This is a genomic window from Bacteroides sp. 14(A), assembly GCF_000526555.1.
GTDB lineage: Bacteria > Bacteroidota > Bacteroidia > Bacteroidales > Bacteroidaceae > Bacteroides > Bacteroides cellulosilyticus.
On the sequence record NZ_JAGH01000001.1, the window covers coordinates 379,772 to 403,483 of the forward strand.

Here is a 23,712-nt window from a genome sequence, read left to right on the forward strand (position 1 = left end):
ATTAGTAATTTCATAAAATGAAAGATAAGAAATCAGCTTCTTTGTTTCAAAAGGAGCAAGTAATGGAAAGCTTGAAGCAATCATTCGTGAAGTTGGATCCACGGGTGATGATTAAGAATCCGATTATGTTTACGGTGGAGCTTGTGACGCTGGTGATGCTGGTAGTCTGCATCCTCTCGCTGGGAACTACGGAATATGGAACATTCGGGTACAACTTTCTGGTGTTCGTCGTTCTCTTTGTTACTCTGTTGTTCGCTAACTTTGCTGAGGCTATTGCCGAGGCTCGTGGTAAGGCTCAGGCCGACAGCCTACGCAAAACGCGTGAGGAGACTCCCGCTAAAATTCTGATTGATGGCAAAGTCTGCAATATCAGTAGTGCACGCCTGAAGAAAGGTGATTACTTTATTTGCGAAGCCGGTGATACGATTCCGGCTGACGGTGAGATTGTAGAAGGACTGGCTTCCATTGATGAAAGTGCCATCACAGGCGAGTCTGCCCCGGTAATCCGTGAGGCGGGTGGAGATAAGAGTTCTGTAACCGGTGGTACGAAGGTGCTTTCTGATAAGATAAAGGTACTGGTAACCCAACAACAGGGTGAGAGCTTCCTGGATAAGATGATTGCATTAGTGGAAGGTGCTACCCGGAAGAAAACACCGAATGAAATAGCGCTGACTATCCTGCTGGCAGGTTTCACACTGGTATTCGTGATTGTTTGCGTCACGCTGATTCCAATGGCGGATTATACAAATATAGAGCATCCGGGAACGTATATCTCGATTGCAGCTATTCTTTCCCTGTTTGTTTGCCTGATACCGACCACGATCGGTGGCCTGCTTTCTGCTATCGGCATTGCAGGTATGGACCGTGCGCTTCGTGCCAATGTGATAACGAAATCGGGTAAGGCAGTGGAAACGGCCGGTGATATTGATACGTTGCTGCTGGATAAAACGGGAACTATTACAATCGGTAACCGTAAAGCTACGAAGTTCTATGCAGCTCCCGGTGTGGACGAACGTGATTTTATTGAGGCTTGCCTGCTGTCTTCCATCTCCGATGAAACGCCGGAGGGTAAATCAATTATAGAACTGGGACGGGAAACAGGTCGCCGTATGCGTGACCTGAATACTACGGGTGCCCGAATGATTAAGTTCACTGCTGAAACAAAGTGTTCAGGCGTGGATTTGCAAAATGGTACTCAGATACGTAAAGGTGCTTTCGATGCTATCCGTAAGATTGCAGCGAGTGCCGGAAACAGTTTCCCGAAAGAGGTGGAAGATGTGATTGCTGCAATTTCAAGTAACGGCGGTACACCGTTGGTAGTGTGTGTCAACCGGCAGGTGGCCGGCGTTATTGAGTTGCAGGACATCATCAAACCAGGTATTCAGGAACGTTTCGAACGCCTTCGCAAGATGGGAGTGAAGACGGTGATGGTGACTGGAGATAATCCGCTGACAGCAAAGTATATCGCAGAAAAGGCTGGTGTGGATGATTTTATAGCTGAGGCTAAGCCGGAAGACAAGATGGAGTATATCAAGAAAGAGCAGCAGTCCGGTAAACTGGTGGCAATGATGGGAGACGGTACAAATGATGCTCCGGCATTGGCACAGGCAAATGTGGGCGTTGCTATGAATAGCGGTACGCAGGCTGCAAAGGAAGCCGGTAATATGGTGGACTTGGATAATGATCCTACGAAGCTGATTGAAATTGTGGAAATCGGTAAACAGTTGTTGATGACGCGCGGTACGTTGACCACGTTCTCTATAGCAAATGACGTGGCTAAATACTTTGCGATTATTCCCGCTTTGTTTATGGTAGCCATCCCTCAGTTGGCACCGCTGAATATCATGGGGCTGCATAGTCCTGAGTCAGCCATCCTTTCAGCTATAATTTTTAACGCTATCATTATTCCTATATTGATTCCGTTGGCACTGAAAGGAGTACAGTATAAACCGATTGGTGCCAGTGCATTGCTTCGCCGCAACTTGCTGATTTATGGCTTAGGCGGTGTCATTGCACCCTTTATCGGAATTAAATTAATAGATATGATTGTCAGTTTATTCTTTCAATAAATAAAAACAGTAATGAAAACATTATTCAAATCCCTTAAAATAACACTTGCATTTTGCGTGTTCTTCTCTGTATTCTATATCCTTATACTGTGGATATTTGCCCAGGTGGCAGGTCCCAATAAGGGTAATGCGGAAGTAGCGACTCTGGATGGTAAAGTTGTCGGTGCCGCTAATGTAGGACAGATGTTCACAAAAGACATCTACTTCTGGGGACGTCCTTCCCATGCCGGTGACGGTTACGATGCTACCAGTTCTTCCGGTAGCAACAAAGGCCCTACCAACGAAGAATATCTTTCGGAAGTAGAAGCCCGTATCGATACTTTCCTCGTACACCATCCTTATCTGAACCGTAAAGACGTTCCTGCAGAAATGGTAACCGCCAGTGCTTCCGGTCTTGATCCGGATATCACTCCCGCCAGTGCTTATGTACAGGTGAAACGCGTGGCCCAGGCACGTGGCATGGACGAGGCACAAGTAAAGACTCTCGTAGACAATGCAGTACAGAAACCGCTTCTCGGCCTTTTCGGTACGGAGAAGGTGAATGTTCTGAAACTGAATATCGCACTGGAAGAAGCAAATAAGAAATAACTTTAGGTTGGTAGAGAGGCGGACAGATTCCATTCATATTTTGCCATGGTGATGTCTAAAACAGGGTGAATGGAACGCTGCCTCTCTTTTTTAAAGACAACCTTACTTTTAAAAAGATTGAATGAATTATGAAAAGATTAAGAAACAATATTTTTGCGACAGTAGCAGTTGCTGTTGCCTGTATTTTAGGAACTACAAGTGCAAAGGCTCAGGAATTTACTGTGCAGGGTGATTTAGTCAGCTCTTACGTCTGGCGTGGTGTTTATCAGACCGGAGCAAGTTTCCAGCCGACTTTAGGATTCAGCATAGGTGATTTTTCTGTGACAGCCTGGGGCTCGACAGACTTCGATGGTAATAAATCTTCAGAAGGACTGGCAAGCAAGGAGATAGATCTGACGGCTGCTTATACTTTAGGTGAATCAGGGCCCACACTGTCCGTAGCAAGTCTATGGTGGGCAGGTCAGGGAGCCGGGAAGTACTTCAACTTCAAGAGCCATGAAACTGCTCACTTCTTTGAAGCAGGTTTGGCTTATACGTTGCCTTGTGAGAAACTTCCTTTGTCTATGGCATGGTATCTGATGTTTGCCGGTGCCGATAAGAATGAGGAAGGTAAGCAAAATTATTCTTCCTATTGCGAGCTGAACTATCCGTTCAGTGTGAAGTCGGTAGATTTGAATGCAACCGTAGGATTCGTTCCTTATAAAACTTATACAGTAGGATATGGAAATTCCGGTTTTGCTTTTACCAATGTAGCGTTGAAAGCTACCACGGCTATCAGGATAACAGATTCGTTTTCATTGCCTATCTTTGCGCAAGCTATCTGGAATCCATGTTTGGAGGATGCTCATTTGGTATTTGGTATAACGTTGAAACCGTGATAACTAAAGATTAGGCACGGATTACGCGGATTACACGGATTAATAACTGCACACAGTAAGAAATTCGTGTAATCTGCGTAATCCGCGCCTAAAAATGAAAGTATGGACAGAGAACAAAGCGTACAGCACTTCCTCGACCTCATAAAGAAATCCCGTCGTGGCAAGTTCAAGATCTACATCGGCATGATTGCCGGTGTAGGTAAGTCGTATCGGATGCTCCAGGAAGCCCATGAGTTGCTGGACAACGGTGTAGACGTGCAAATCGGCTACATCGAAACCCACGGACGTGCCGGGACGGAAGTATTATTAGAAGGGCTCCCCGTTGTCCCCCGCCGCCGGATATTTTATAAAGGCAAGGAACTGGAAGAGATGGATTTGGAGGGTATTATCCGTATCCATCCCGATATTGTCATTGTAGACGAACTGGCGCATACCAATGTAGAGGGCAGCCGAAACGAGAAACGCTGGCAAGACGTGATGGATTTGCTGGACGAAGGTATCAATGTGATTTCCGCTGTCAACATCCAGCACATTGAAAGCGTCAACGAAGAAGTTCAGGGCATCTCCGGCATCGAAGTCAAAGAGCGTATCCCTGACAGTGTATTGCAGGAAGCGGATGAAGTGGTGAACATCGACCTCACTGCCGAAGAACTCATCACCCGCCTGAAAGCCGGTAAAATCTATAAACCGGAGAAAGTACCCATGGCGTTGAATAACTTCTTCAAAACCGAGAATATCCTTCAATTGCGTGAATTGGCTTTGAAGGAAGTAGCGTTGCGTGTGGAGAAGAAAGTGGAGAATGAAGTGGTCGTTTCCAGTGTAGGAGTCCGGCATGAGAAGTTTCTGGCATGCATCAGCAGTAAGGAGAAGACGCCTCGACGCATCATTCGTAAGGCGGCACGTCTGGCAACCCGTTACAATACTTCTTTTATAGCCCTATATGTACAAACACCCCGCGAGAGTGCTGACCGTATCGACCTGGCAAGTCAGCGCTATCTGTTGAATCACTTTAAGTTGGTCACTGAGTTGGATGGTGAAGTGGTTCAGGTACAATCCAAAGATGTATTGGATGCCATCATCCGTACTTGTAAAGAGAGACAGATCACTTCTGTTTGTATGGGCAGTCCTTCTTTCCGTTTACCTCAATCTTTGTTTATGGTGTTGAAATACAGAAAATTTGTGAATGATTTAGCTCAGGCAAACGTAGATTTGATTATACTTGCATAAAATTTAATTCATCAGTGCATTATGAATATTCGTACTAAATTAATACTCAGTGTAGGCATTCTGGCTGGTATGATCATTCTGCTGGTTGCTCTCTCCGTAGTGAATCTTCAGATACTGACAGCCACCGAACCGGACAGTCCTGCTGCTATGCCCGGACTGGAACGTGCTTTGCTGTGGATTTCCGTTACAGGTGCTATTTGCATTCTTGCCAGTATCGTGTTGCTGGTCTGGCTTCCCCGTTCCATCAACAAGCCTATCCAGGAACTGACGCGTGGTATCCTTGAAATCGCTAATCATAACTATGAGAAACGTTTGAATATGAGCGGACACGAGGAATTCCGCCAGGTGGCCGATAGCTTCAACAGTATGGCTGAGCGCCTGACTGAATATCGTGCCAGTACGCTGAACGATATTCTTTCTGCAAAGAAGTTTCTTGAAGCCGTTGTGAACAGTATTCATGAACCTATTATCGGTCTGAATTGTGAGCATGAAATACTCTTTATCAATAAAGAAGCACTCACCGTATTGAATCTGAAACGTGAAGATGTAATCCGTCACTCTGCCGAGGAACTGTCCTTAAAGAATGATCTCCTTCGTCGTCTGGTTCGGGAACTGATTACTCCGGGTGAGAAGAAAGAACCCTTGAAAATCTATGCGGATAATAAGGAAAGCTATTTTCAGGCTTCTTACATCACCATTATAAATACGGATGCCGATACGGATGAACCGCAGAACTTGGGTGATGTGATCCTGCTGAAAAATATCACCGAATTTAAAGAGTTGGATTCTGCCAAAACAACCTTTATCTCCACCATCTCTCATGAACTGAAAACGCCTATCTCAGCTATTCTTATGAGTTTGCAGTTGCTGGAGGATAAGAGGGTAGGAGCTTTGAATGATGAGCAGGAACAATTATCGAAAAGCATTAAAGAAAATGCCGACCGCCTGCTGGGTATCACTGGTGAACTTCTGAATATGACACAAGTAGAAGCTGGCAAGCTCCAGATGATGCCGAAGATAACCAAGCCTATCGAACTTATAGAATATGCCATTAAAGCCAATCAGGTTCAGGCGGATAAGTTCGGTATCCAGATAGAAGTAGAGTATCCGGAGGAAAAAATGCCGAAACTGTTTGTGGATAGTGAGAAGATAGCTTGGGTATTGACGAACCTTCTGAGCAATGCAGTCCGTTATTCAAAAGAAAACGGGCGTGTCGTTATTGGTGCCAAGCGTGAGAAGGAGTTTGTTGAACTGTATGTGCAGGATTTCGGCAAAGGTATCGATCCCCGTTATCATCAGAGCATTTTCGACCGTTATTTCCGTGTGCCCGGCACAAAGGTGCAAGGCAGTGGACTGGGACTTTCCATTTCAAAAGATTTTGTGGAGGCACATGGGGGAACACTGACGGTGGAAAGCGAATTGGGGAAAGGAAGTAAGTTCATTATGCGACTGAAAGCATAAACGAATAAGCCCCTACAACTATCATGGGAGCATTTCATGATTGTTTGCAGGGGCTAATTTATTCTTATTTACTTTGTACCTATGTTATACAGCCAGATTCCATACGTGAAAGCGTTAGCATATTTCTGTGGCTTTATTCCATCCGGGCGGAACCATTGCCCTATGTTTGCGAACGGAGTGAGAATCACATCTACCTCACTACCTTTATATAAGGCTTTCGTTTGATAAACCGGCCCTAACATATTGTTATCAGGCTTATTGATCAGTGTAGGTTTCATCGTTGTATTCATCCGTATATCCTGATCCATATTCACATCATCGTTGCAAAGCTGCTTATTCCATACCATGTCCAGTGAGTAAACAATCGGACCGCGTACAAAGGCATAAGGAATTCTATCAGTCGGTTCTTCCTTATACATGATTTCCCCACCTGCTAGTTTATAGGAAACATATTTGCTATGATGACTACGTGATACCCATTTCTCTTCCATAGGGAAAGTGATACTTACTTTATCCCCTTTTGTCCACTTGCGTGATAATTTCAGGTAAGCACCGGGCTTTACATCTGCGATGTTTTCACCGTTCACCTTTATTTCCGGATGTTCACACCAGGAGGGGATACGTAGGTTTAATGTTTTGTTTTTTGCTTTCTCTGAAACAATGGTCAGCTGCATATTTTCGGATTCCGGATAGTTTCCGGTGATTTCAAATGCGAAATCCTTTCCGGTATATTGCGAGGGGATGTATTGATTGATATAAAACTCTTTTCCTTTTTCTGCGTAAATGAAGGTGGGTAACATTGAGATAATCCGGTGTCCGCTTGCTGTGCAGCAATCCGGCCCATGGAAATAACCGTCAGGCTTACTTCCATTCGGAGCTGTATGATATCGACAAACTCCGCTTTCACAATCCTGGGCGGCAAATACATGGTTAATCATCAGGCGTTCCATGGCATCCGCATATTTGGATTCTCCGGTTAATTCCAACAACTGTTGTGTGAGTTGCATCCATGACATTGTGGCACAGGTTTCCACGATATTACCTGAAAGTGGTTTCACATAGTCGTGTTCATAATGTTCGGCAACACTTACACCACCGGTGATGTACATCTGGCGTTCATGAATGTCGTCCCATGCTCCGGACACTTTACGCAGCAACGTTTTATCACCGGTGATACGATACAGTCGCAAGAAGCCCATAAAGTTCATGTGGAAAGTATGCGAATGTACATAAGGTTGAAGTTTATCCACCCCTAAAGTACCGTCCGCAACGGAATCCAAACGGGAGAATGCATCCCATCCACTCCATTTGTCGATGTTGCTGACTACCCATTGGCTCCATTCCAGATACTTCTTCTTTCCTGTCAGTTCATATAGTCTTGTTATGGGGTCACAAAGTAAAGTACCTTCCCAAGAATAGTGTACACTATGCCCTGCAAAGTCTGAGTGTCCGTCCAGATGTTTTTGGTTGTTTTCAGGTGCTCTCAGATCAGAGGGCCAGAATTCCAGTTTACCCGGTCCGAAATATTGCAAGAAATAGTCTGCTAATTTCTCTGCGGCAGTTAGTGCTTTTTTATCTCCTGTTTCTTCATATACTGTGATAAAGGCATGGAAAACAAAATATAATTCGTAAGCGTCCATTCCTCTGACTGGTCTTTCGGGAGACCGGAAACTCTTGGCTGTGGCTCCTACATAACCGTTTGCTTCCTGTGAGTCAATGATGCGATTCAGTACGCTTTCAGCTTTAATTAGTAATTCCTTGTCATCACCCTGAACTGCCGACAGATAAGCTGATTCTATCCACTTTCCATGCTGTTCTGCCTGTGTCCAGTCCCAAGCCGAATGTTGCCTGTTTACAACAAAGTCCACATATTTATCTATTGGAAAGTGTTTCAGGTAGGCATTCCGGTTAACTTCCATACGATGTCCGAAGAATCCGGTTATATTTCTTACAGAAGAAACAGGTACCGGCTTTTCCAGTAATCCTACTTTATCGTGATTCTGAGCATTAAGCTTCGTCATCAAACTGGCAAATACTAAAATTGCAATAATCTTTGTTTTCATACTTTGATATGTTAATAATGAATTGTTTTTAATGGTTTATATGCATTATTTCCACCATATTGTAACTTCTTCGGTGATTTCACTTACTGGTAATCTCACTTCCCATCCGACAGTACATTTCTGTATCGTACAAACTTTCTTACCCACTTGTACTTTGTAAGGAACAATTTTGTCTGCTCTGATTTGTAATAATGTTGAATGCTCAGATTTAGATGGCTTAGTACCCATAGCAGTATTAATTTTATTTTCCAGCATAAAATGCGATTGTTTCCCCTTTCTTTCAATCTTTATTGGTGCTTCTGGTAGAAATCCGTCTCTTGACAAAGTGAGATGATAGCGAAATTCAGAAGTTATAAAACTGAATTGCTGTCTTACCCCGTCACGCGGAATAACAGACAGGGAAGTTTCCTCTTTGCTCAATACCCCACCATAGGCATGGAGTCCAAAGATTGAATCCTGTATTACAATTGTGCGGGCAGTATGAAAGGCCGCGCCATATCCTAGGTCTATCTCTCCATCATAACGCCAAGGGCCACGCTTTTCATTTCTATGCAACCATGTATATCCATTCTTTGTACCTACAAAACACCATCCGGTGGCTCCGTCTTTTTCTTTTCCCGGATACCAATAGCCATAGTTGGATGTCTCGTTTCCTGTATTCATTAACGACCATGAGCTAAGGAAAGAGTTATATCCTAATTCGATCCAATCAGGGTTCTTCGAGTAAAGCAGACCATAATCCAGTATAGACCAACCTCCCATCATGGCCATATAAGACATGTCGCCCGTATGTTGCTTGAATGCGCAATCTGTGCCGGACAGGTAATATTTGGGAGCTATCCACCCGCGTACGGACAAGCCTGCATAATGCTGTTGCTTCATAAATCTTTCAGCATCTTCTACTGTCACCTTCGGGTGTGAATGCCACGTTCTTTTATTTTTGTCATACCATAAGTCTTTATCCGGTTTCATCGGATGTTCTATCGCATATTTAGCCAGGGCATACGATGATTCAAAAGCTGTGCGGTCAAAACTATGTTCCGAACGATAAGGATATTTATCGTCATAAATAAAATACTTGGCTTTTTTCTCCCATTCGCCTCTCAAGTATGCAGCTTCATCGTTCCTGCCTCTTTGTTCCAATCCTTTTATAAGTTCAAGAACTACCCATTCGTTATACATACCCCATTTATAGATATCCAGCCAAGACCAAATTTCATACGGATACTTAAAGTAAGCCATAGCAGTCTGTACAGCTCGGTCGAAATACTCATCGGCAGTCAGGTAATGTGTCCATTCGGGAATCATTTCCGCTATTTGTGACATGTGATAATAAAGCTTGAAAATATGTGGATAATCATATGCTCTCCAGACTTTTATCCGATCTTTTGCATCATATTTGTATAGCTTTTGTAAGGCTGAATCACGGGCTACATGCCAGTTGGGTACCCCGTAGATAGCGAATGGATAAGGAGTTTCTTGATCTGTTCGTTGGAGTTTTCCCCATACAAAATTCTTCAGGTAGTATTCTAAGGAAGCTATTTCCGTAGAATCAGGATACACTACATTTTTAGCGGCAACAAAAGGTGCCTTACTCAATATCGGATCATCACATCCCCAGACGTATTCCCACCAACCATTAAATCCGTCGGTATCTTCCGGCCCTCGTAGTTTCCCATATTTCATATCATATACAGAATACAAGCCATCCCACCATTTGCCCGGAGCTTTATGTTGCTGTTTGTTGACAATGAAAGAGCTCCTTTTTTTGATAAGAACATCCAGAGGTTCCGTAGAAAAGAATTCTAGGAAAGACTTTTCACCATGGTTATAATTGACCCAAATAATATTCTCTCCAAGTTTGTGAAAACGTATGTCATACAAGTACCTGCCATCGGGACTTCTTCCAAGCTGTTTAATTTCTGTTTGTTGCGGATGTTCTGCTACAAGAGATTGAATTGTTCCTTTGAGACGAATGGCAACTCTTACAGATAAATCACTGGGAATAGTATATCCGGGGGCGGTACGAACATCCAGTAATCCATTTGTATAAATGGCGTTACGTATGTCCTCATATCGGGAAACGGAAGTGAGTAAAAAACTATAGTTTACTTTTTCTCCAGGTGTCAATACTCTTGTTGTATGAGGAATACGCCAGCTGCCTTCAGTTTTGGGACCAGTACATCCGGAATGAAGATATGCTGTATATACATTATTAGTAGTATCAAAGTATTCCAGTGGAGTGCCCTCACCGGTCATCATGATATAAAAGGGACCCACACCTGATGGTTTGGAAAGTATCTGAAATGAAGAATTCAGAGCTATATTGTGCTTATGTGTAAAGTTGCTCTCAAAGATTGTGCTTGGAGCGGCATTGAATCCTTCTCTCCACTTAAAGGGGAAAGCTATATCACCTAATTCTACAGAGCGGTTGGTAATATTTGAAATCTCGATTTTCAAATGCAGACCATCTTCAGCGAGAGTGTAATATCGCTTCATACATAAAGGCATATAGCACAACGAATCAGTATATACATATGTATTTTTATTTATACAAGTACGTCTGGTCAATCCCGTTTCAAGCATATTCCAGTCTTCTTGGTTGACACGATATCGTATCAAAATATCTCCCCACATCTGATTGTCTGCTATCAGGTTGACAGAATCTCTGTCAACCTGAAAAACAGACACGCCATCTTCTGAAAAATCAGTCCGAAAACAATCGTTTTTCACTGTTATATTTTGGGCGTTCAATCCTGATATTGAGTAGATACACAGGGCTACAAGTGTCCCGGTACATCTCTTTATCATTGCTTTTGTCATATAATGAATTAAATCTTTTAATTTGCGTAGGCAGGATTCTGTGTTAATTTCGGATTGGCATCTACGGCTCTCTGAGGTATTGGGAACACAATACGATGATCGCCCTGCGGTTTATGTGACAACCAGCTTTTCTTACAGAATATGCCAAAGCGTATCATGTCTCTCCGGGTATATCCCTCCCATACGAACTCCCAACATCTTTCATCAAACAGGCGTCCGAATTCTATTGGATCTTGGTTGCCGGGATCTGTGATCTGATATTTTTCAACCACTCCCCATTTGTAACTGGAATTCTCTTTCAATTCATCGTCTGTTACAATTGCTTTTGATGGGTTTGCTTTAAAAGCTCTTTTTCTTACTTCAGTTACTAATTCACCGGCTCCGGGCTGATTTGTCCTTAACAAGCATTCGGCTTTCATCAATAGTACTTCCGAATAACGTAAAAGTGGAATATCTGTGCTACAACTCCATTCTGAACCGGCAGGAACTTCTTGTTTATTATACCTGTATCCTTCCATTTCGTTTGTATAATTTCCGTCAGGAAGTTCTTTGGAGAATATTAATAGTTCTCCTTTCTTGTCATAAACACCGTATAATGGATTTCCTTCTGCATCAAATTGCTGGCCCATCAACCAGGTGTCTTCAAGCCTGGAATCACCTTCCTGATAGGTGTCAATGAATTGTGTTGTACCTTTCGGCCCACCGGCTGCATTGGGTACTGCGTTCAAAAGGAATTTCTTTTGCAGCTCACTATGCCATGAATTCATGAAAAGGTAGTTTCCTACTACTCCCCTATTGTAATCATAAGGGATTGTAAACAACACCTCCTTTGAAGATTCCACACCTTGAGCCCTGAAGGAGTCTTTAAACTCTGGTGACAGATCGCATTTTCCGCTATTAATGATATCGTTGCATTGTGACAGACATTCATTCCAGCGGGCGGTACCCGTATAGACTTCTGCATTCAGATATACATTGGCTAATATAGCTTTTCCTGCCCATTTATTAATGCGTCCATACATATTACCCCCTTGTTCTTCGTTCAGGGAAGGTATCACTTCACTTAGTTCCCTTACAACGAAATCGTAAACCTCTGCTCTTGGCGTTTTCTCCGGAAGATCCTGAGACATGGTCGTTACCAATGGGATATCACCAAAATTATCAAAGAGAATCCAATAATAATAAGCTCTCAATGCCCTTAATTCAGCCAGACCCGTTTGCTTTTCTGTAACCGATGGAGAAGGTATCAAGTCGCGTTCAAGTTTATTAATGGCGCTGTTGCACAATATTACACCGGTGAAATAGTTGTTCCACAAGTCTGAAATCTGTCCCAGTTCAGAATTCCAATTGTGGAATTGCAAGCGTTTATAGATCCCCCCGTCATCCCAACCGCTTGCATTAGCAGGGGTTGATATACAACATCCCGTTAATTCCTGAGTTTGCCAATACGTGCCCACATAACCATAATTTAACGCTGCATAAGCTCCTGCGATATTAGGTCCGAAATCTGCAAGAGTATAATTATAGGTTTCTTCTGTAACAGATGAAAATACTTTCTCATCCAGGTTGGTGCAATTGATAGTACCTATCGTCAATAAAAACAAAGATATATATTTAGTGAAAGTTCTTTTTTTCATAATAATTCGTTTTAATAGATTAGAAATTCAAATTTATGCCTAAAGAGAATGTGCGGGCAGAGGGGTATCTGTATCTGTCATCTATACCGGGAGTCAGGCCTGTAACTCCGACTTCCGGGTCAATCCCGCTATATCCGGTTATTGTGGCAAGATTTGATATACTACCGTAAATTCTGAAACTTTTTACCCATTTATTCTTTCCAATCTTCGGAGTGTATCCGATTGTGATATTGTCAATTTTCCAATAATCACCATCCTGAACGAAGTAGCTTACGTACTGCAAGGACTGGTCGTAAGCCAATGGTCGTTTGCCGTATACATTATCAAATGCTTTTTCCATAACATTATCTCCTCCTAATAATGAAATAGGAGCTGCGTAATGCATCTCTGCCATATTTAATATCTGAAAGCCGAATGCTCCTCGCATAGTGACAGAGAAATCAACCTGTTTATATCTGATTGTATTATTCCAATTCAGGTAAAATTTGGGAAGACCATTACCCAGAACTTTCTTGTCGGACTCCTGTTGCTCTGAAATCGGTTTGGGCTTGCCATCTGCGCCTTCTATTATCCAGTGTCCGTTTTCGTCTATATCGATAGTTTTATAACCATAAAAGTTTCCAACGGGTTCTCCTTCTTGTATTCTGTGAGTCGGCTGCTGAATGGGGGCAAGCGTGTTTCCTTTATTTTGATGGGAGTCGGAGAAATACTTGTCACTGGATAATGATAGGAGTTTGTTTTTATTAGTTGAGAAGTTGATGCCTGAATCCCAAGTGAAATTCTTGTTTTGGACAGGAACTATATTGAGAGAAACTTCAAGACCTGTGTTCCGTATCGAACCGGCATTCGCTTTAATCCATGGACTAAAATAAGGCGGCACGGGGACTTGATAATCTCCAATCAGGTCTTTTGTTTCCCGGTTATAGAAATCAATACTTCCGGATATCCTGTCGCTAAGGAAACCAAAATCAAGACCGATATTCAATTCTTCTTTTTTCTCCCATCGTAAATCAGGATTAGGATTTCCATCCGGTCGCAACAGATTCGTCCATTTACCATTGTAATAACCGTAACCTCCCATGTTCAGTTTATTTAAGGAGAGATAGGGAGTACCCGGTTCAGTGCCCGTTATACCAAAACCGGCTCTTAGCTTGAGAGTGCTAATCGCTTGGATATTATGAAGGAACTGTTCCCCTTTTATATTCCACGCCAAGGATATTGCCGGGAAGTTACCCCATTTGTGATCTTCACCGAATTGGGAAGAACCTTCATGCCTTATGCTGGCGGAGACAAAATACCTGCCTTTGTAATTGTAATTCACTCTTGCAAAAAATCCTATGAGCTTATTCTCGTTTTGATAAGAAGCTTGATTAGCTTTCCCTTCTTTCAAAGCATTGCCCAATCCCATATTATTGTATGAATAGTCGTCGGACGGAAAGTCATAATTATCCATAGAAGCGGATTGATAGTTCCATTTATTCCAACTATATCCGACTAATGCATTTAGATTGTGAGAATTGCTGAACAGTTTGTTATATTGGGCAGTTAATTCCATCATGGTATTTTCGCTGCGGGCTGTTGAACGTGAGGCATATCCGTTCTTTTTGCTTATAGTGGTTGATTTATGCTTCTTTGTCTCATAATATCCGGAAAAGTTGTTGTTGGTTTCGTTTGAGATCAGATACTTAATGTCCAGACCTTCGATTGGGATAAAAGTGATTGAGGAATACGCCCTTAAGTTAGTTGTTTTATTTTCCCCTTTTGTTTCGTTTAAAAGGGCAACTGGATTAAAAATCATATCACGTGCTATTTCGGTCCAGTTACCATTTTCATCTTTAATAGGACTTGTCGGATTAAAAATCAAAGCACTCTGATATACATCATTACTGTATCCGATGTCGTACTTCCTTTGATAACCATTCAGATTTGCCTCTACTTTAAGTTTGTTGTCGAACATACGGTGAACGATGTTAATACGAGGATAAATCATATCTACTTTTGAGCGTTTTACAATTCCCTCATTCGAGGTATAATCGAAACTGGCGATATAGCTGGTATTTGCCGATCCTCCCCTGAGGTTAATACTGTATGTCTGATTAAACGGAGTTTGTAGTATTTCGTCCATCCAGTCGACTTTGGCTCCACCATCCATTGCACCGGGAATTCCTTGCTGAACCTTTTCAAGGTATTGATTGGCATTCATCATAGGAAGTTTCTTATTTATTTTCTGAAACGAAATATAACTGTTGACTTCGATTGAGGGTTTCATTTCGGTTTTACCACTTTTGGTGGTTATCAGTATTACACCATTAGTTCCTCTGGTTCCGTAGATGGCTGCGGCCGAACCATCTTTCAATACATCGATTTGTGCAATATCATTCGGAGAAACGCTGTTGAGATCTCCCTGGACACCATCAATGATGACCAAAGGAAAGGTGCCTGAATTGAGCGTAGCAACACCACGCAACGAAACTTGTGAAGTGGACAATGGATTGGCATCAGGCGAAACTACAGCTAAGCCTGCAACCTTACCCCTGATTAGCCCTGCTACATCCGGTTTTGTTGCTTGTACAAACTCACTGGCTTTCACACTCATCACCGAGCTTGTCAGTTCCTCCTTGCGTTGTGTGCCATATCCTATTACCACTACTTCATCCAGCCGCTTGGCATCTTCTTTTAATACCACTTTTACAGATGCTTGTCCGTTTGTCTGCACTTCTTCTGTAATGTAACCTATATAAGAAATTACCAATGTACCTTTAGCTGCATTTTCCAGCGTGAAGTTACCGTTAAGGTCTGTAATAGCTCCTTTGGATGTACCTTTCATCATTACGGTAGCTCCGATGATGGGGTCTCCGTTTTCATCTACTACCTGTCCCTTTACAGGGTTGGATTGCATGACTGCTTGTACTTCATTTACCGTTGCAAAAGCATCCTGTGGGTAGCCCGCATAGAGAGCGGATACCATCATCACGGAGAGGAGAGTTTTCTTTGATGATCTTTTAAAATGATAGTTCTTCATGAATTTGAATTTAAAATTAAAGGTTTCTTTTTCTTTCGATAGAGGTGAGCTCATCCATCTTTCGGAAGCAAAGGAAAACAAATAAGAGTAAAGCTGTTAATGCTTATAAATCAAATCATAGGGGGTAATTAATCAACTCTAAATTGACTAATTACCCCCTATGATCTGAGCAAAATTACCTGAAATAATCGGGTGCTTTGCTGCTTAATTAAGATGGATGAGTACTTTCTTCTTTCTTCTCTTTTATCTGTTTCTGATATTCACCGGGCGACACACCGAACGCTTCTTTAAACGACTGGGTGAAATTCTTATAATCACTGTAGCCCAATGCTGTGATAACATCTGCCACAGTTGCTGTTTTATTTTCCAACATCCGGCAGGCATGTTGCATCTTTATATCCTTTATAAAATCCAACGGAGTTTTGCCAGTGATTACTTTTATCTTCCGAGAAAGTGTGGAACGGGACATATTCATAGCCTCTGCCAGTGATACCACATTGAATTCCGGTTCATTCAGATGTTCTTCTACCGCTTTGGTCGCCCGATCCAGAAGTAACTTATCTATCTCGGCAAATTCAGAGGTGGAAATGCTGTCTTTGGTATCCAGGTATTGATGCATTTTCACCAACTCGGCACTGTCCGCCCATTTCTCGTCGTTCTTGCGTTTCATCCGTTTCAGATAGGCATAAATGCTATATCCTATGATGCCCATAACTAGCAGGGTATAAAAGAGATAAGCCCACCAGGTTTCGTACCAGGCAGGTAGGCGGTGGATTGTTATCTCCGTCACTTCATTACTCCATAACCCGTTTTTATCGGTAGCTTTCACCTGGAATGTATATTTTCCCTTGTCCAATCTGTTGTAGAAGGCGGAATTCTTCCGGTCATTTAGGTAGATCCAGTCGTTGTCTATACCCACCATCCGGTATGCATAACGTATCTGGTCTAAGTTATGAAAATCTAATGAAGAGAATTCGATTTCCAGATTCTGATCATTGGGTGACAGGCGGATAGGTGTATTTATAGGGTCTTGCTTCAACTGGTCGTCCCAAATGCTCTTTCCCATGATCTTGATGTCACTGATATGGGTGGTTACCTGTTCGGGTATGCTTTCCAGTTGCTGGGTTGGTGAGATGGACACAATGCCTGAGATTCCGCCGAAATAGATTTCTCCTTTCCGGTCGTAGTAGACGGCTTTGGATAGCAGACGGGTAAGGAGGAAATTCTTATCCCTGGTGCTGTAACTCCGGTAAGCGCCATTGCGCGGGTTGAACTCTTTAATCATCTGATTGGTAGTGATCCATACATGATTATAGACGTCTACAGTGATATTATTGATGATATCCCCCTTCATGCCGCAACTGAAACTGTAGTCTTTCAGTTTCTCCTTTTGTCTCGGGTCGAACAGTAAGACTTCCCCTTCGGTAGTACCCATCCAGAGGTTTCCGTCACTCGTGGCATCTATGCATACAAAGTCTTTATCGAAGGGATAAGATTCGATACCTTTATCCTGCTCAATCCGGTAGATGCCTTTGTTTCGGATGACAGTCCATATCCGGCTGTCGGCTGTTTGGGTGATGCCGGCAACCGGACCCGATACTTCCGGAATGCTTTCAAGAGTTGCACTCATAATCCGGTATACGAACAATCCTGTCGTAGTACCTATCCATAGATTATTCTGAGGGTCTTCGAATAGTGAGGTAATCAGTCCCGGATTATTTGTGACGTTGCCAAGTTCTATCCGTACATCTTCTTTCATTTCCATATTCTGCTGGCTTAGGCCGAAGACGGTGGGGCCATACGAAGTAGCCCATATCCAGTTGTGGTTATATGATCTGGCTATGTTGGTGACATCTCCAAATGGTAAATTCCGGGTTCCTTGACATTGTGAATAGTGTTTGAGCTTTTCTTTCCGGCTATCATAAATGCATAGGCCGTATCGGTCTTGCGAAAACCAGAAGATACCGTCTTCATCTTTGCACAGTGAGTTTATGGCGGGATTCGCCTTTAACTGGTTTCTTAAATCCGGCAGGGGATACTTCTGGACAATGTAATCGCGGATATCGATAATAAAGCTTTCTACATCGAAAGCCGATACCCATAGCTTCCCGTCTTTATCCTTATATATTTCATAAAGTATTTTGTTGCCGGGGGTAAGGAAAGAGGAAGTGTCCACTTGTTCTAAGTGTCCCTCCTTTGTGATGCGGAAAGCAAACAAGTCTTTCCAGGAAGTGACCCATATATAGTGGAATACATCATCCTGCACCATGTGGTAGATAGCTCCCGTAGCATTTCCTGTAATATCTACAGGGAGAGGCTGGGGAATATATTGCGTTTCCGGAGATTTACTGTTCGGGTCGAAGCGTACGATTCCTTTTCCCCAGGTGCCGAGCCAGTAATATCCGTTTGTTTCGTCCCAGATGATCCGTTCAATGTCCATATAGTCCCTGTGGTGGAAGTAGGCTTCAAAGTTGTCCGTATCTTTATTGAGTTTATACATTCCGCCTCGGGTGAGGGAGATTATTAAATCCCCGTTCTTATCTTCGTAGACGATGTACACAAATTCAGGAGAGTGGTTGTATTCGGTTTTATACCGCTTTATCAGAGTGCCGTCAGCCTTGAACCGGAATAATACGCCATGCATGCTTACCCATATACTCCCGTCCCGGGTTACGTTTATAGTGAATACATTCTTGTCGGAGCACTCCTGCAAATCCATGGGAGTGATCCGGCAGGTAGCCTTATCCAGTATATAGCCTCCCTTCATGGTTCCGAACCAGATTTTTTTGTCGTGGTCTTCGGAGATATAAGTAATATAATTATCCGATAAGAGTCCCGGGTGATACAGATCGGAGCGGAAAACGCGGATATTGTATCCGTCGTTTCGGCAGAGACCGTTGAAAGTGCCGTACCACATGTAGCCATCGCTGTCCTGAAATATACGATGGATGGCATTCACCGGAAGTTTATCTAAGGAAGGTATTTCTCTGACCACGATATCCTGAGCATGCAGCAAGGGGCTGAATATTAAAAGACACAAGAGCTGCATCAGGTAGACTTTTTGTCTGATAATCATATTTGAGATGGCTTTTATCATAGTATCTTTTATATATCGATACACAAAGATATGAATAAAAACTCAGAAATCTTATTACCTGTAATGAATGAAAAATTATTTAATTGATAGTTAATACAATAAAAAGTAGAGTCAGACCTAAATCCGGCTCTACTTTTGAGGTATACATTATATAAATCCTAGCGATATGTTATTGCATTCCATTCCGGTGGAGTTCCTCCTTGTAAATGGCGTACAAAGAAATCATAGCGTTTATGTTCCCCGAAATCTTCTCCCATCGTGTGGTGTGCACCGGGAATCACTACCAATTCAAAATCTTTGTTGGCTTTTATCAGTGCGTTCACCACCTGCATGGTTGAGGCAGGATCTACATTATCGTCCAGTTCGCCTACCACCAGCATCAGGGGACGGCTCAGCAAATGGGCATTCTCTACATTCGATCCTTCCTTATATTGATCTCCTACGGGATATCCCAGCCAGAGTTCGTTCCACCAGATTTTATCCATGCGGTTGTCGTGGCAGCCACAGGCGGAATAAGCGGCTTTATAGAATTCGGGATGTAGCAGCACGGCAGTGGTGGATTCTTGGCCACCGGCGGAACAGCCGTAGATGCCTACGCGATCCATATCCATATACGGATACTTCTCTCCGGCAGCTTTAATCCAGGCGATGTGATCGGGAAGTCCTGCATCTTTCAGATTCTTATAACATACATTCTCAAATTCACGTGAACGGAAAGAAGTTCCCATTCCGTCTACCATGACGACGATAAAACCGAGTTCGGCAAGGGAAGTCATGTACCAGTTGTACGGGATGAAAGTCTTGGGTACATACTGGTCGCCGGGACCTTGGTAAATGTATTCGATAACCGGATACTTCCGGTTCGGGTCGAAGTTAGTGGGACGAACAATCAGTCCCCACATATCCGTTTTGCCGTCACGCCCCTTGGCGGTAAATACTTCCGGTGCTTTCCAGCCTTCTGCTTCCAGACGACTGATATCGGCTGTCTCCAGCGGCATCACCACCTTGCCATCTTCGGCACTGCGCAATACGGTAACAGGAGCTTTGTTTACCATAGAGTAAACGTCTACCAGATAATTCATATCTCCCGAGAACCAGGCACGGTGCATTCCTTCTTCCGGAGTAAGGCAAACCAAGTCTTTCCCGTCAAAACCAATGCGGTAATAGCGGATGAGATAAGGATCCTCACCGGGTTGTACACCATTTGCGGAGAAATAAATCTGCCGGTTGTCCTCGTCTACGCGGAGCACTTCGCGCACATACCATTTGCCGCGGGTTATCTGATGGACGGGTTGTGCGGTAGAGCGGTCGTACATGTACAGGTGGTTCCAGTTATCCCGTTCGCTCATCCAGATGATGTGCTTGTTATCCCTTAGGTCGTGGCGGAAACGGCGGGTATAATTCACGTATTTGTCGCTGGTTTCTTCTATCAGAGGACGTACGGTGCCTGTCTCGGCAGAGAGTTCAAGTACACGATATGCCTGATGTCCGCGCTGGTTGTACTCGAAGGTAACGGAACGGCTGTCCGGGTTCCATTCGGGACCGTATATTTCATACTGCCGGTCGAAGAGGTCGGTGCTGGGGATGATGCCTCGTCCTGTTTCAACTTCATAAATGCAAGGTATCTTGAAAGGAAGTTCGTCTCCCGGTTTGGCATATTCCTGCTTGTGCAGTTTCGGTTGGAGCTGATCTGCCGGAGAAGACTCTACATAGTACACATAGCGTTTCTCTACTGGGCGGATTTTGCAGGATGCCACTTTTTTGCTGTCCGGAGACCAGCGGATATAAACTGAGTAATAGTTGCTGAGTGTACCGTCAAGGCTCAACTGCTTCTCTTTTCCCGTGGCAAGTTCCTTCACATATACATTCTGATTTTTGATATAGGCGGTATACTTTCCATCGGGTGAAGTTACGGGAGCGGCTTCTTTTTCGTCATCCCGTTCCATCCAGTGTTTTTGTGGTGCATTGCGGTCGGGCAGGGCACCTTCATTTACCAACTGATTTTTGCGGGTGGCGTACATCCAGCGCTGATTACCAAAAACAAAACGAAGCGTATCTAAGCTCGGGTTCACTCGTAGCCGTTCCAGTTGGATTGCTTCGGGCTTTACTTCTTTGCCGGATGCGTTGCTCAGTGCGCTTGCCAGACGCTTGTGGTCGAACAACTCCTTTCTGTTTTTCTTGTCTGCGTTCACCGATACGTAGATACGGCCTTCGGGCGTATTGCGTACATACCAGAACTGATGTGTGCCTTCTATCCACTGCGGCGTGACGCTGGAGTAGAAAACTTTGTTGGCACTGAATTTCTCTCTCAATGCGTAGGCACGGTTATAATCGTCCACTGTGCCTTGTGCGAAAGCCATGCCCCCGCTAAGGAGCATGGCTATCGACAAACCTAACTTACAAACATTCATATCTAACTAACCTTTATTGTACTTCCCATTCATAAACACCTGCTGCATTTTTGTCCGGCAGGGTGATTTCCAGTTTTACTGATTTGGTCTTCACGGGATCAAAGTTTACGGTGTTTCCCGCACCTTTTACAACGCCATATTTGTCGACACCTGTGACGGGTTGCCACTGGCCTTGTGCATCTTTATAATATATCTTCCAGCTTTTCGGTACACGACAACCGCCCCAGGGAGCATCGTCGAACCAATATACGGTGGAGCTTGATACGGTAGCTTCTGCCGGGAACTCATACGTGATCCATTCCGTAGTTCCCTGTTTGGGCCACCAATGGTAGTAGGGCAGGGAACGGTCGTTCTCATCTTTCGGAACCAGGCGGTCGTTGATGGCTGAAATGGAGCTTGCGCGGTGGGATGCGTCTATTTTACTTTCCGAAGCCAGTGTGGCAGGCATGGCGGGGCGGGATGCGCTCAGCTCTTGTGGCAACCATACTTCCATAGCTCCCGAACCACGGTGGGCCCATGCGTAGTAAGGTATCAGTGTCAGGTTCACATCGGTAGTGGTCAGGCGACCCTGATCGTCATAGCCAAGTGTCTGTGCGCCGGTCTTCAATTGGTTGATGCCATACAGTAGATCGGGCTTTTCCACCACTTCAAACTTCGGGTTACGGTTCATGAATACGCTGAAGATGTCGAAGTTGTTATCCGGGAATTCTGCACAGTATACAATCGGTCCGCGTTCTACGGCAATGCGTCCACGGTCGGCTTCCACCTTATTGTTGGCTTTTACGGTGCGCGGTTCCATGTCGAAGTGTACTTCCACCTTATCACCCTTTTTCCAACGGCGGTCGATGCAGAAATAACCATCTTTCAGTTCATTCTGTACGGCTTCTCCGTTTACTTTCACTGTGTATTTCAGACGCTTGCCGTCACTATAGGTATACAGGTCACTGGGGACTACCTGACCCCGAACCCATCCGGGAATACGGACTTTCAGGTTGAACTGTCCGGCGTTATTCTTGTTGATGCCGATGGTAATGTCACCGTTCCACGGGTATTTGGTGGTTTGCTCGATAGAAACAGCTTTGCCACCCACTTTCAGGTCGGAAGTGTTGGACATGAAGAGGTTGACGTAAACGTCCTTATCCTTCACAGCGTAGATATATCCCGGCAGGGACGGGATGAAACGGCAGATGTTGGACGGGCAGCAGGCACAACCGAACCAGGGCTGGCGTTGATGCTGTCCCATACTTTCCAGCGGGTTGGGGTAGAAGAAACCGCCACCGTCCAGGGATACGCCTGAAATCAGACCATTGTATAAAGTGCGTTCCAGTACATCGTAGTATTTGGATTCACCGTGCAGGAGGAAAAGACGGTAGTTGACGTACACGTTGCCGATGGCAGCACAAGTCTCGCAATAGGCTGACATGTTGGGCAATTCGTAGTTCTTGCCGAAAGCCTCTCCGGCTGCTGTAGCTCCGATACCGCCGGTGATGTAATATTTCTTGCCAACGATATTGTCCCAGATGCGGTCGATGGCATGAATGTAGGCGGTGTCTCCCGTCAGGGCGGCTACGTCGGCCATACCTGCATACATATATGCGGCGCGAACGGCGTGTCCCACAGCTTCATCCTGTTGAACCACCGGCTTATGTGCCTGGCTGTATTCATCGGTACGACTGGTATATCCACGCTGGTCGAGGAAGAACTTGGCCTGGTCGAGGTATTTCTGGTCTCCGGTAACCAGATAAAGTTTGGCAAGTGCCATTTCGGCAATCTGATGTCCGGGGACACGGATTTGCTGTCCTTCGCCTGTACCGATTTCACGGCATACACAGTCGGCATATCGGATGGCGATATTGAGGAAGTTCTTCTTTCCGGTGGCCTGGTAGTGGGCGATGGCGCCTTCCACCATGTGCCCTAGGTTGTAGAACTCGTGGCTCAGGTCTTCTACCTTTTCCCAGCGTTTGCTTCCCGCCCATTCATGGGGATGTTTCGGATTCATGGTTCGGCTGGTATAAAGGTATCCGTCCGGTTCCTGTGCGGCGGCTACAATGACGAGCACGCTGTCAATGTATTTGGCCAGTTTCTTATCGGGATACGTCTGCAACAGGTAGCTGGCACCTTCGATGGTTTTGTATACGTCCGTATCGTCGAAAGCCAGTCCGCCTACTTTAATGGTATCACTAGGGTGGGCTGCGTTGACGAAGTTCTGGTATCTTCCGGTTTCCTCGCATTTGCTGAATGCGAAGGGGATGGTTACCTCTCGGCTCGCGTTGAGACGTTGTCCCCAGAAGGAGTCGGTTACTTTCACCGAGGTGAAAGGTACGGGATCGATGGGATACCCGTGCGATTGGTTTTTCACTTGCGCCTGACTGCCTACGGTGGCGGCAACCAGCAGGGTGGTAACTAATACTTTTCTCATGGTTATTATTCGTTTTA

General features: G+C 44.3%; 12 protein-coding genes. 5 read left to right on the forward strand and 7 right to left on the reverse strand.

Features of this window, described 5'->3' with window-relative positions:
* The first annotated feature begins 17 nt into the window (after positions 1–17).
* The 5 genes from kdpB (at position 18) to K429_RS0101360 (ending at position 6,223) form a co-directional block, all read left to right on the forward strand.
* On the forward strand, positions 18–2,069 hold the full coding sequence (gene kdpB, locus K429_RS0101340) for a potassium-transporting ATPase subunit KdpB (RefSeq protein WP_025725798.1): 2,052 nt from the start codon (positions 18–20) through the stop codon (positions 2,067–2,069).
* A gap of 12 nt (positions 2,070–2,081) precedes the next feature.
* A complete protein-coding gene (locus tag K429_RS0101345) occupies positions 2,082–2,657 on the forward strand; it encodes a K(+)-transporting ATPase subunit C (protein ID WP_025725799.1) in 576 nt (191 codons plus the stop codon).
* A gap of 128 nt (positions 2,658–2,785) precedes the next feature.
* The gene (locus K429_RS0101350) at positions 2,786–3,535 is read left to right on the forward strand and encodes a TorF family putative porin (RefSeq protein ID WP_025725800.1); all 750 of its coding nucleotides are present in this window, start codon (positions 2,786–2,788) and stop codon (positions 3,533–3,535) included.
* Between the two features lie 102 nt (positions 3,536–3,637).
* Complete coding sequence (locus K429_RS0101355; protein WP_025725801.1) at positions 3,638–4,762, forward strand: sensor protein KdpD; 1,125 nt, start codon at positions 3,638–3,640, stop codon at positions 4,760–4,762.
* Between the two features lie 21 nt (positions 4,763–4,783).
* Complete coding sequence (locus K429_RS0101360; protein WP_025725802.1) at positions 4,784–6,223, forward strand: ATP-binding protein; 1,440 nt, start codon at positions 4,784–4,786, stop codon at positions 6,221–6,223.
* Between the two features lie 68 nt (positions 6,224–6,291).
* Here the strand turns inward: K429_RS0101360 and K429_RS0101365 are convergent, their stop codons facing one another.
* The 7 genes from K429_RS0101365 to K429_RS0101395 all read right to left on the reverse strand — a co-directional run bounded on the left by K429_RS0101365 (position 6,292) and on the right by K429_RS0101395 (position 23,695).
* Complete coding sequence (locus tag K429_RS0101365) at positions 6,292–8,286, reverse strand: beta-L-arabinofuranosidase domain-containing protein (RefSeq protein WP_025725803.1); 1,995 nt, start codon at positions 8,284–8,286, stop codon at positions 6,292–6,294.
* Between the two features lie 45 nt (positions 8,287–8,331).
* On the reverse strand, positions 8,332–11,097 hold the full coding sequence (locus K429_RS0101370) for a DUF5695 domain-containing protein (protein ID WP_229126041.1): 2,766 nt from the start codon (positions 11,095–11,097) through the stop codon (positions 8,332–8,334).
* A 29-nt stretch (positions 11,098–11,126) separates the two neighbouring features.
* On the reverse strand, positions 11,127–12,746 hold the full coding sequence (locus K429_RS0101375) for a RagB/SusD family nutrient uptake outer membrane protein (RefSeq protein ID WP_025725805.1): 1,620 nt from the start codon (positions 12,744–12,746) through the stop codon (positions 11,127–11,129).
* 19 nt (positions 12,747–12,765) lie between these two features.
* Positions 12,766–15,768, reverse strand: coding sequence for a TonB-dependent receptor (locus tag K429_RS0101380; protein WP_025725806.1), 3,003 nt, complete (start codon positions 15,766–15,768; stop codon positions 12,766–12,768).
* A gap of 208 nt (positions 15,769–15,976) precedes the next feature.
* Positions 15,977–18,844, reverse strand: coding sequence for a two-component regulator propeller domain-containing protein (locus K429_RS0101385; protein ID WP_025725807.1), 2,868 nt, complete (start codon positions 18,842–18,844; stop codon positions 15,977–15,979).
* Positions 18,845–19,023: 179 nt separating this feature from the next.
* Positions 19,024–21,276 (reverse strand): S9 family peptidase, encoded by a 2,253-nt coding sequence (locus K429_RS0101390; protein WP_025725808.1) that lies wholly within the window; start codon positions 21,274–21,276, stop codon positions 19,024–19,026.
* Positions 21,277–21,289: 13 nt separating this feature from the next.
* A complete protein-coding gene (locus K429_RS0101395; protein ID WP_025725809.1) occupies positions 21,290–23,695 on the reverse strand; it encodes a glycoside hydrolase family 127 protein in 2,406 nt (801 codons plus the stop codon).
* Positions 23,696–23,712 lie beyond the last annotated feature (17 nt).

Excerpts from the sequence above, each read along its gene's own strand:
- kdpB (WP_025725798.1), top strand. The coding sequence starts at position 18 with ATGAAAGATAAGAAATCAGCTTCTTTGTTTCAAAAGGAGCAAGTAATG.
- K429_RS0101345 (WP_025725799.1), top strand. The coding sequence starts at position 2,082 with ATGAAAACATTATTCAAATCCCTTAAAATAACACTTGCATTTTGCGTG.
- K429_RS0101350 (WP_025725800.1), top strand. The coding sequence starts at position 2,786 with ATGAAAAGATTAAGAAACAATATTTTTGCGACAGTAGCAGTTGCTGTT.
- K429_RS0101355 (WP_025725801.1), top strand. The coding sequence starts at position 3,638 with ATGGACAGAGAACAAAGCGTACAGCACTTCCTCGACCTCATAAAGAAA.
- K429_RS0101360 (WP_025725802.1), top strand. The coding sequence starts at position 4,784 with ATGAATATTCGTACTAAATTAATACTCAGTGTAGGCATTCTGGCTGGT.
- K429_RS0101365 (WP_025725803.1), bottom strand. The coding sequence starts at position 8,286 with ATGAAAACAAAGATTATTGCAATTTTAGTATTTGCCAGTTTGATGACG.
- K429_RS0101370 (WP_229126041.1), bottom strand. The coding sequence starts at position 11,097 with ATGATAAAGAGATGTACCGGGACACTTGTAGCCCTGTGTATCTACTCA.
- K429_RS0101375 (WP_025725805.1), bottom strand. The coding sequence starts at position 12,746 with ATGAAAAAAAGAACTTTCACTAAATATATATCTTTGTTTTTATTGACG.
- K429_RS0101380 (WP_025725806.1), bottom strand. The coding sequence starts at position 15,768 with ATGAAGAACTATCATTTTAAAAGATCATCAAAGAAAACTCTCCTCTCC.
- K429_RS0101385 (WP_025725807.1), bottom strand. The coding sequence starts at position 18,844 with ATGATTATCAGACAAAAAGTCTACCTGATGCAGCTCTTGTGTCTTTTA.
- K429_RS0101390 (WP_025725808.1), bottom strand. The coding sequence starts at position 21,276 with ATGAATGTTTGTAAGTTAGGTTTGTCGATAGCCATGCTCCTTAGCGGG.
- K429_RS0101395 (WP_025725809.1), bottom strand. The coding sequence starts at position 23,695 with ATGAGAAAAGTATTAGTTACCACCCTGCTGGTTGCCGCCACCGTAGGC.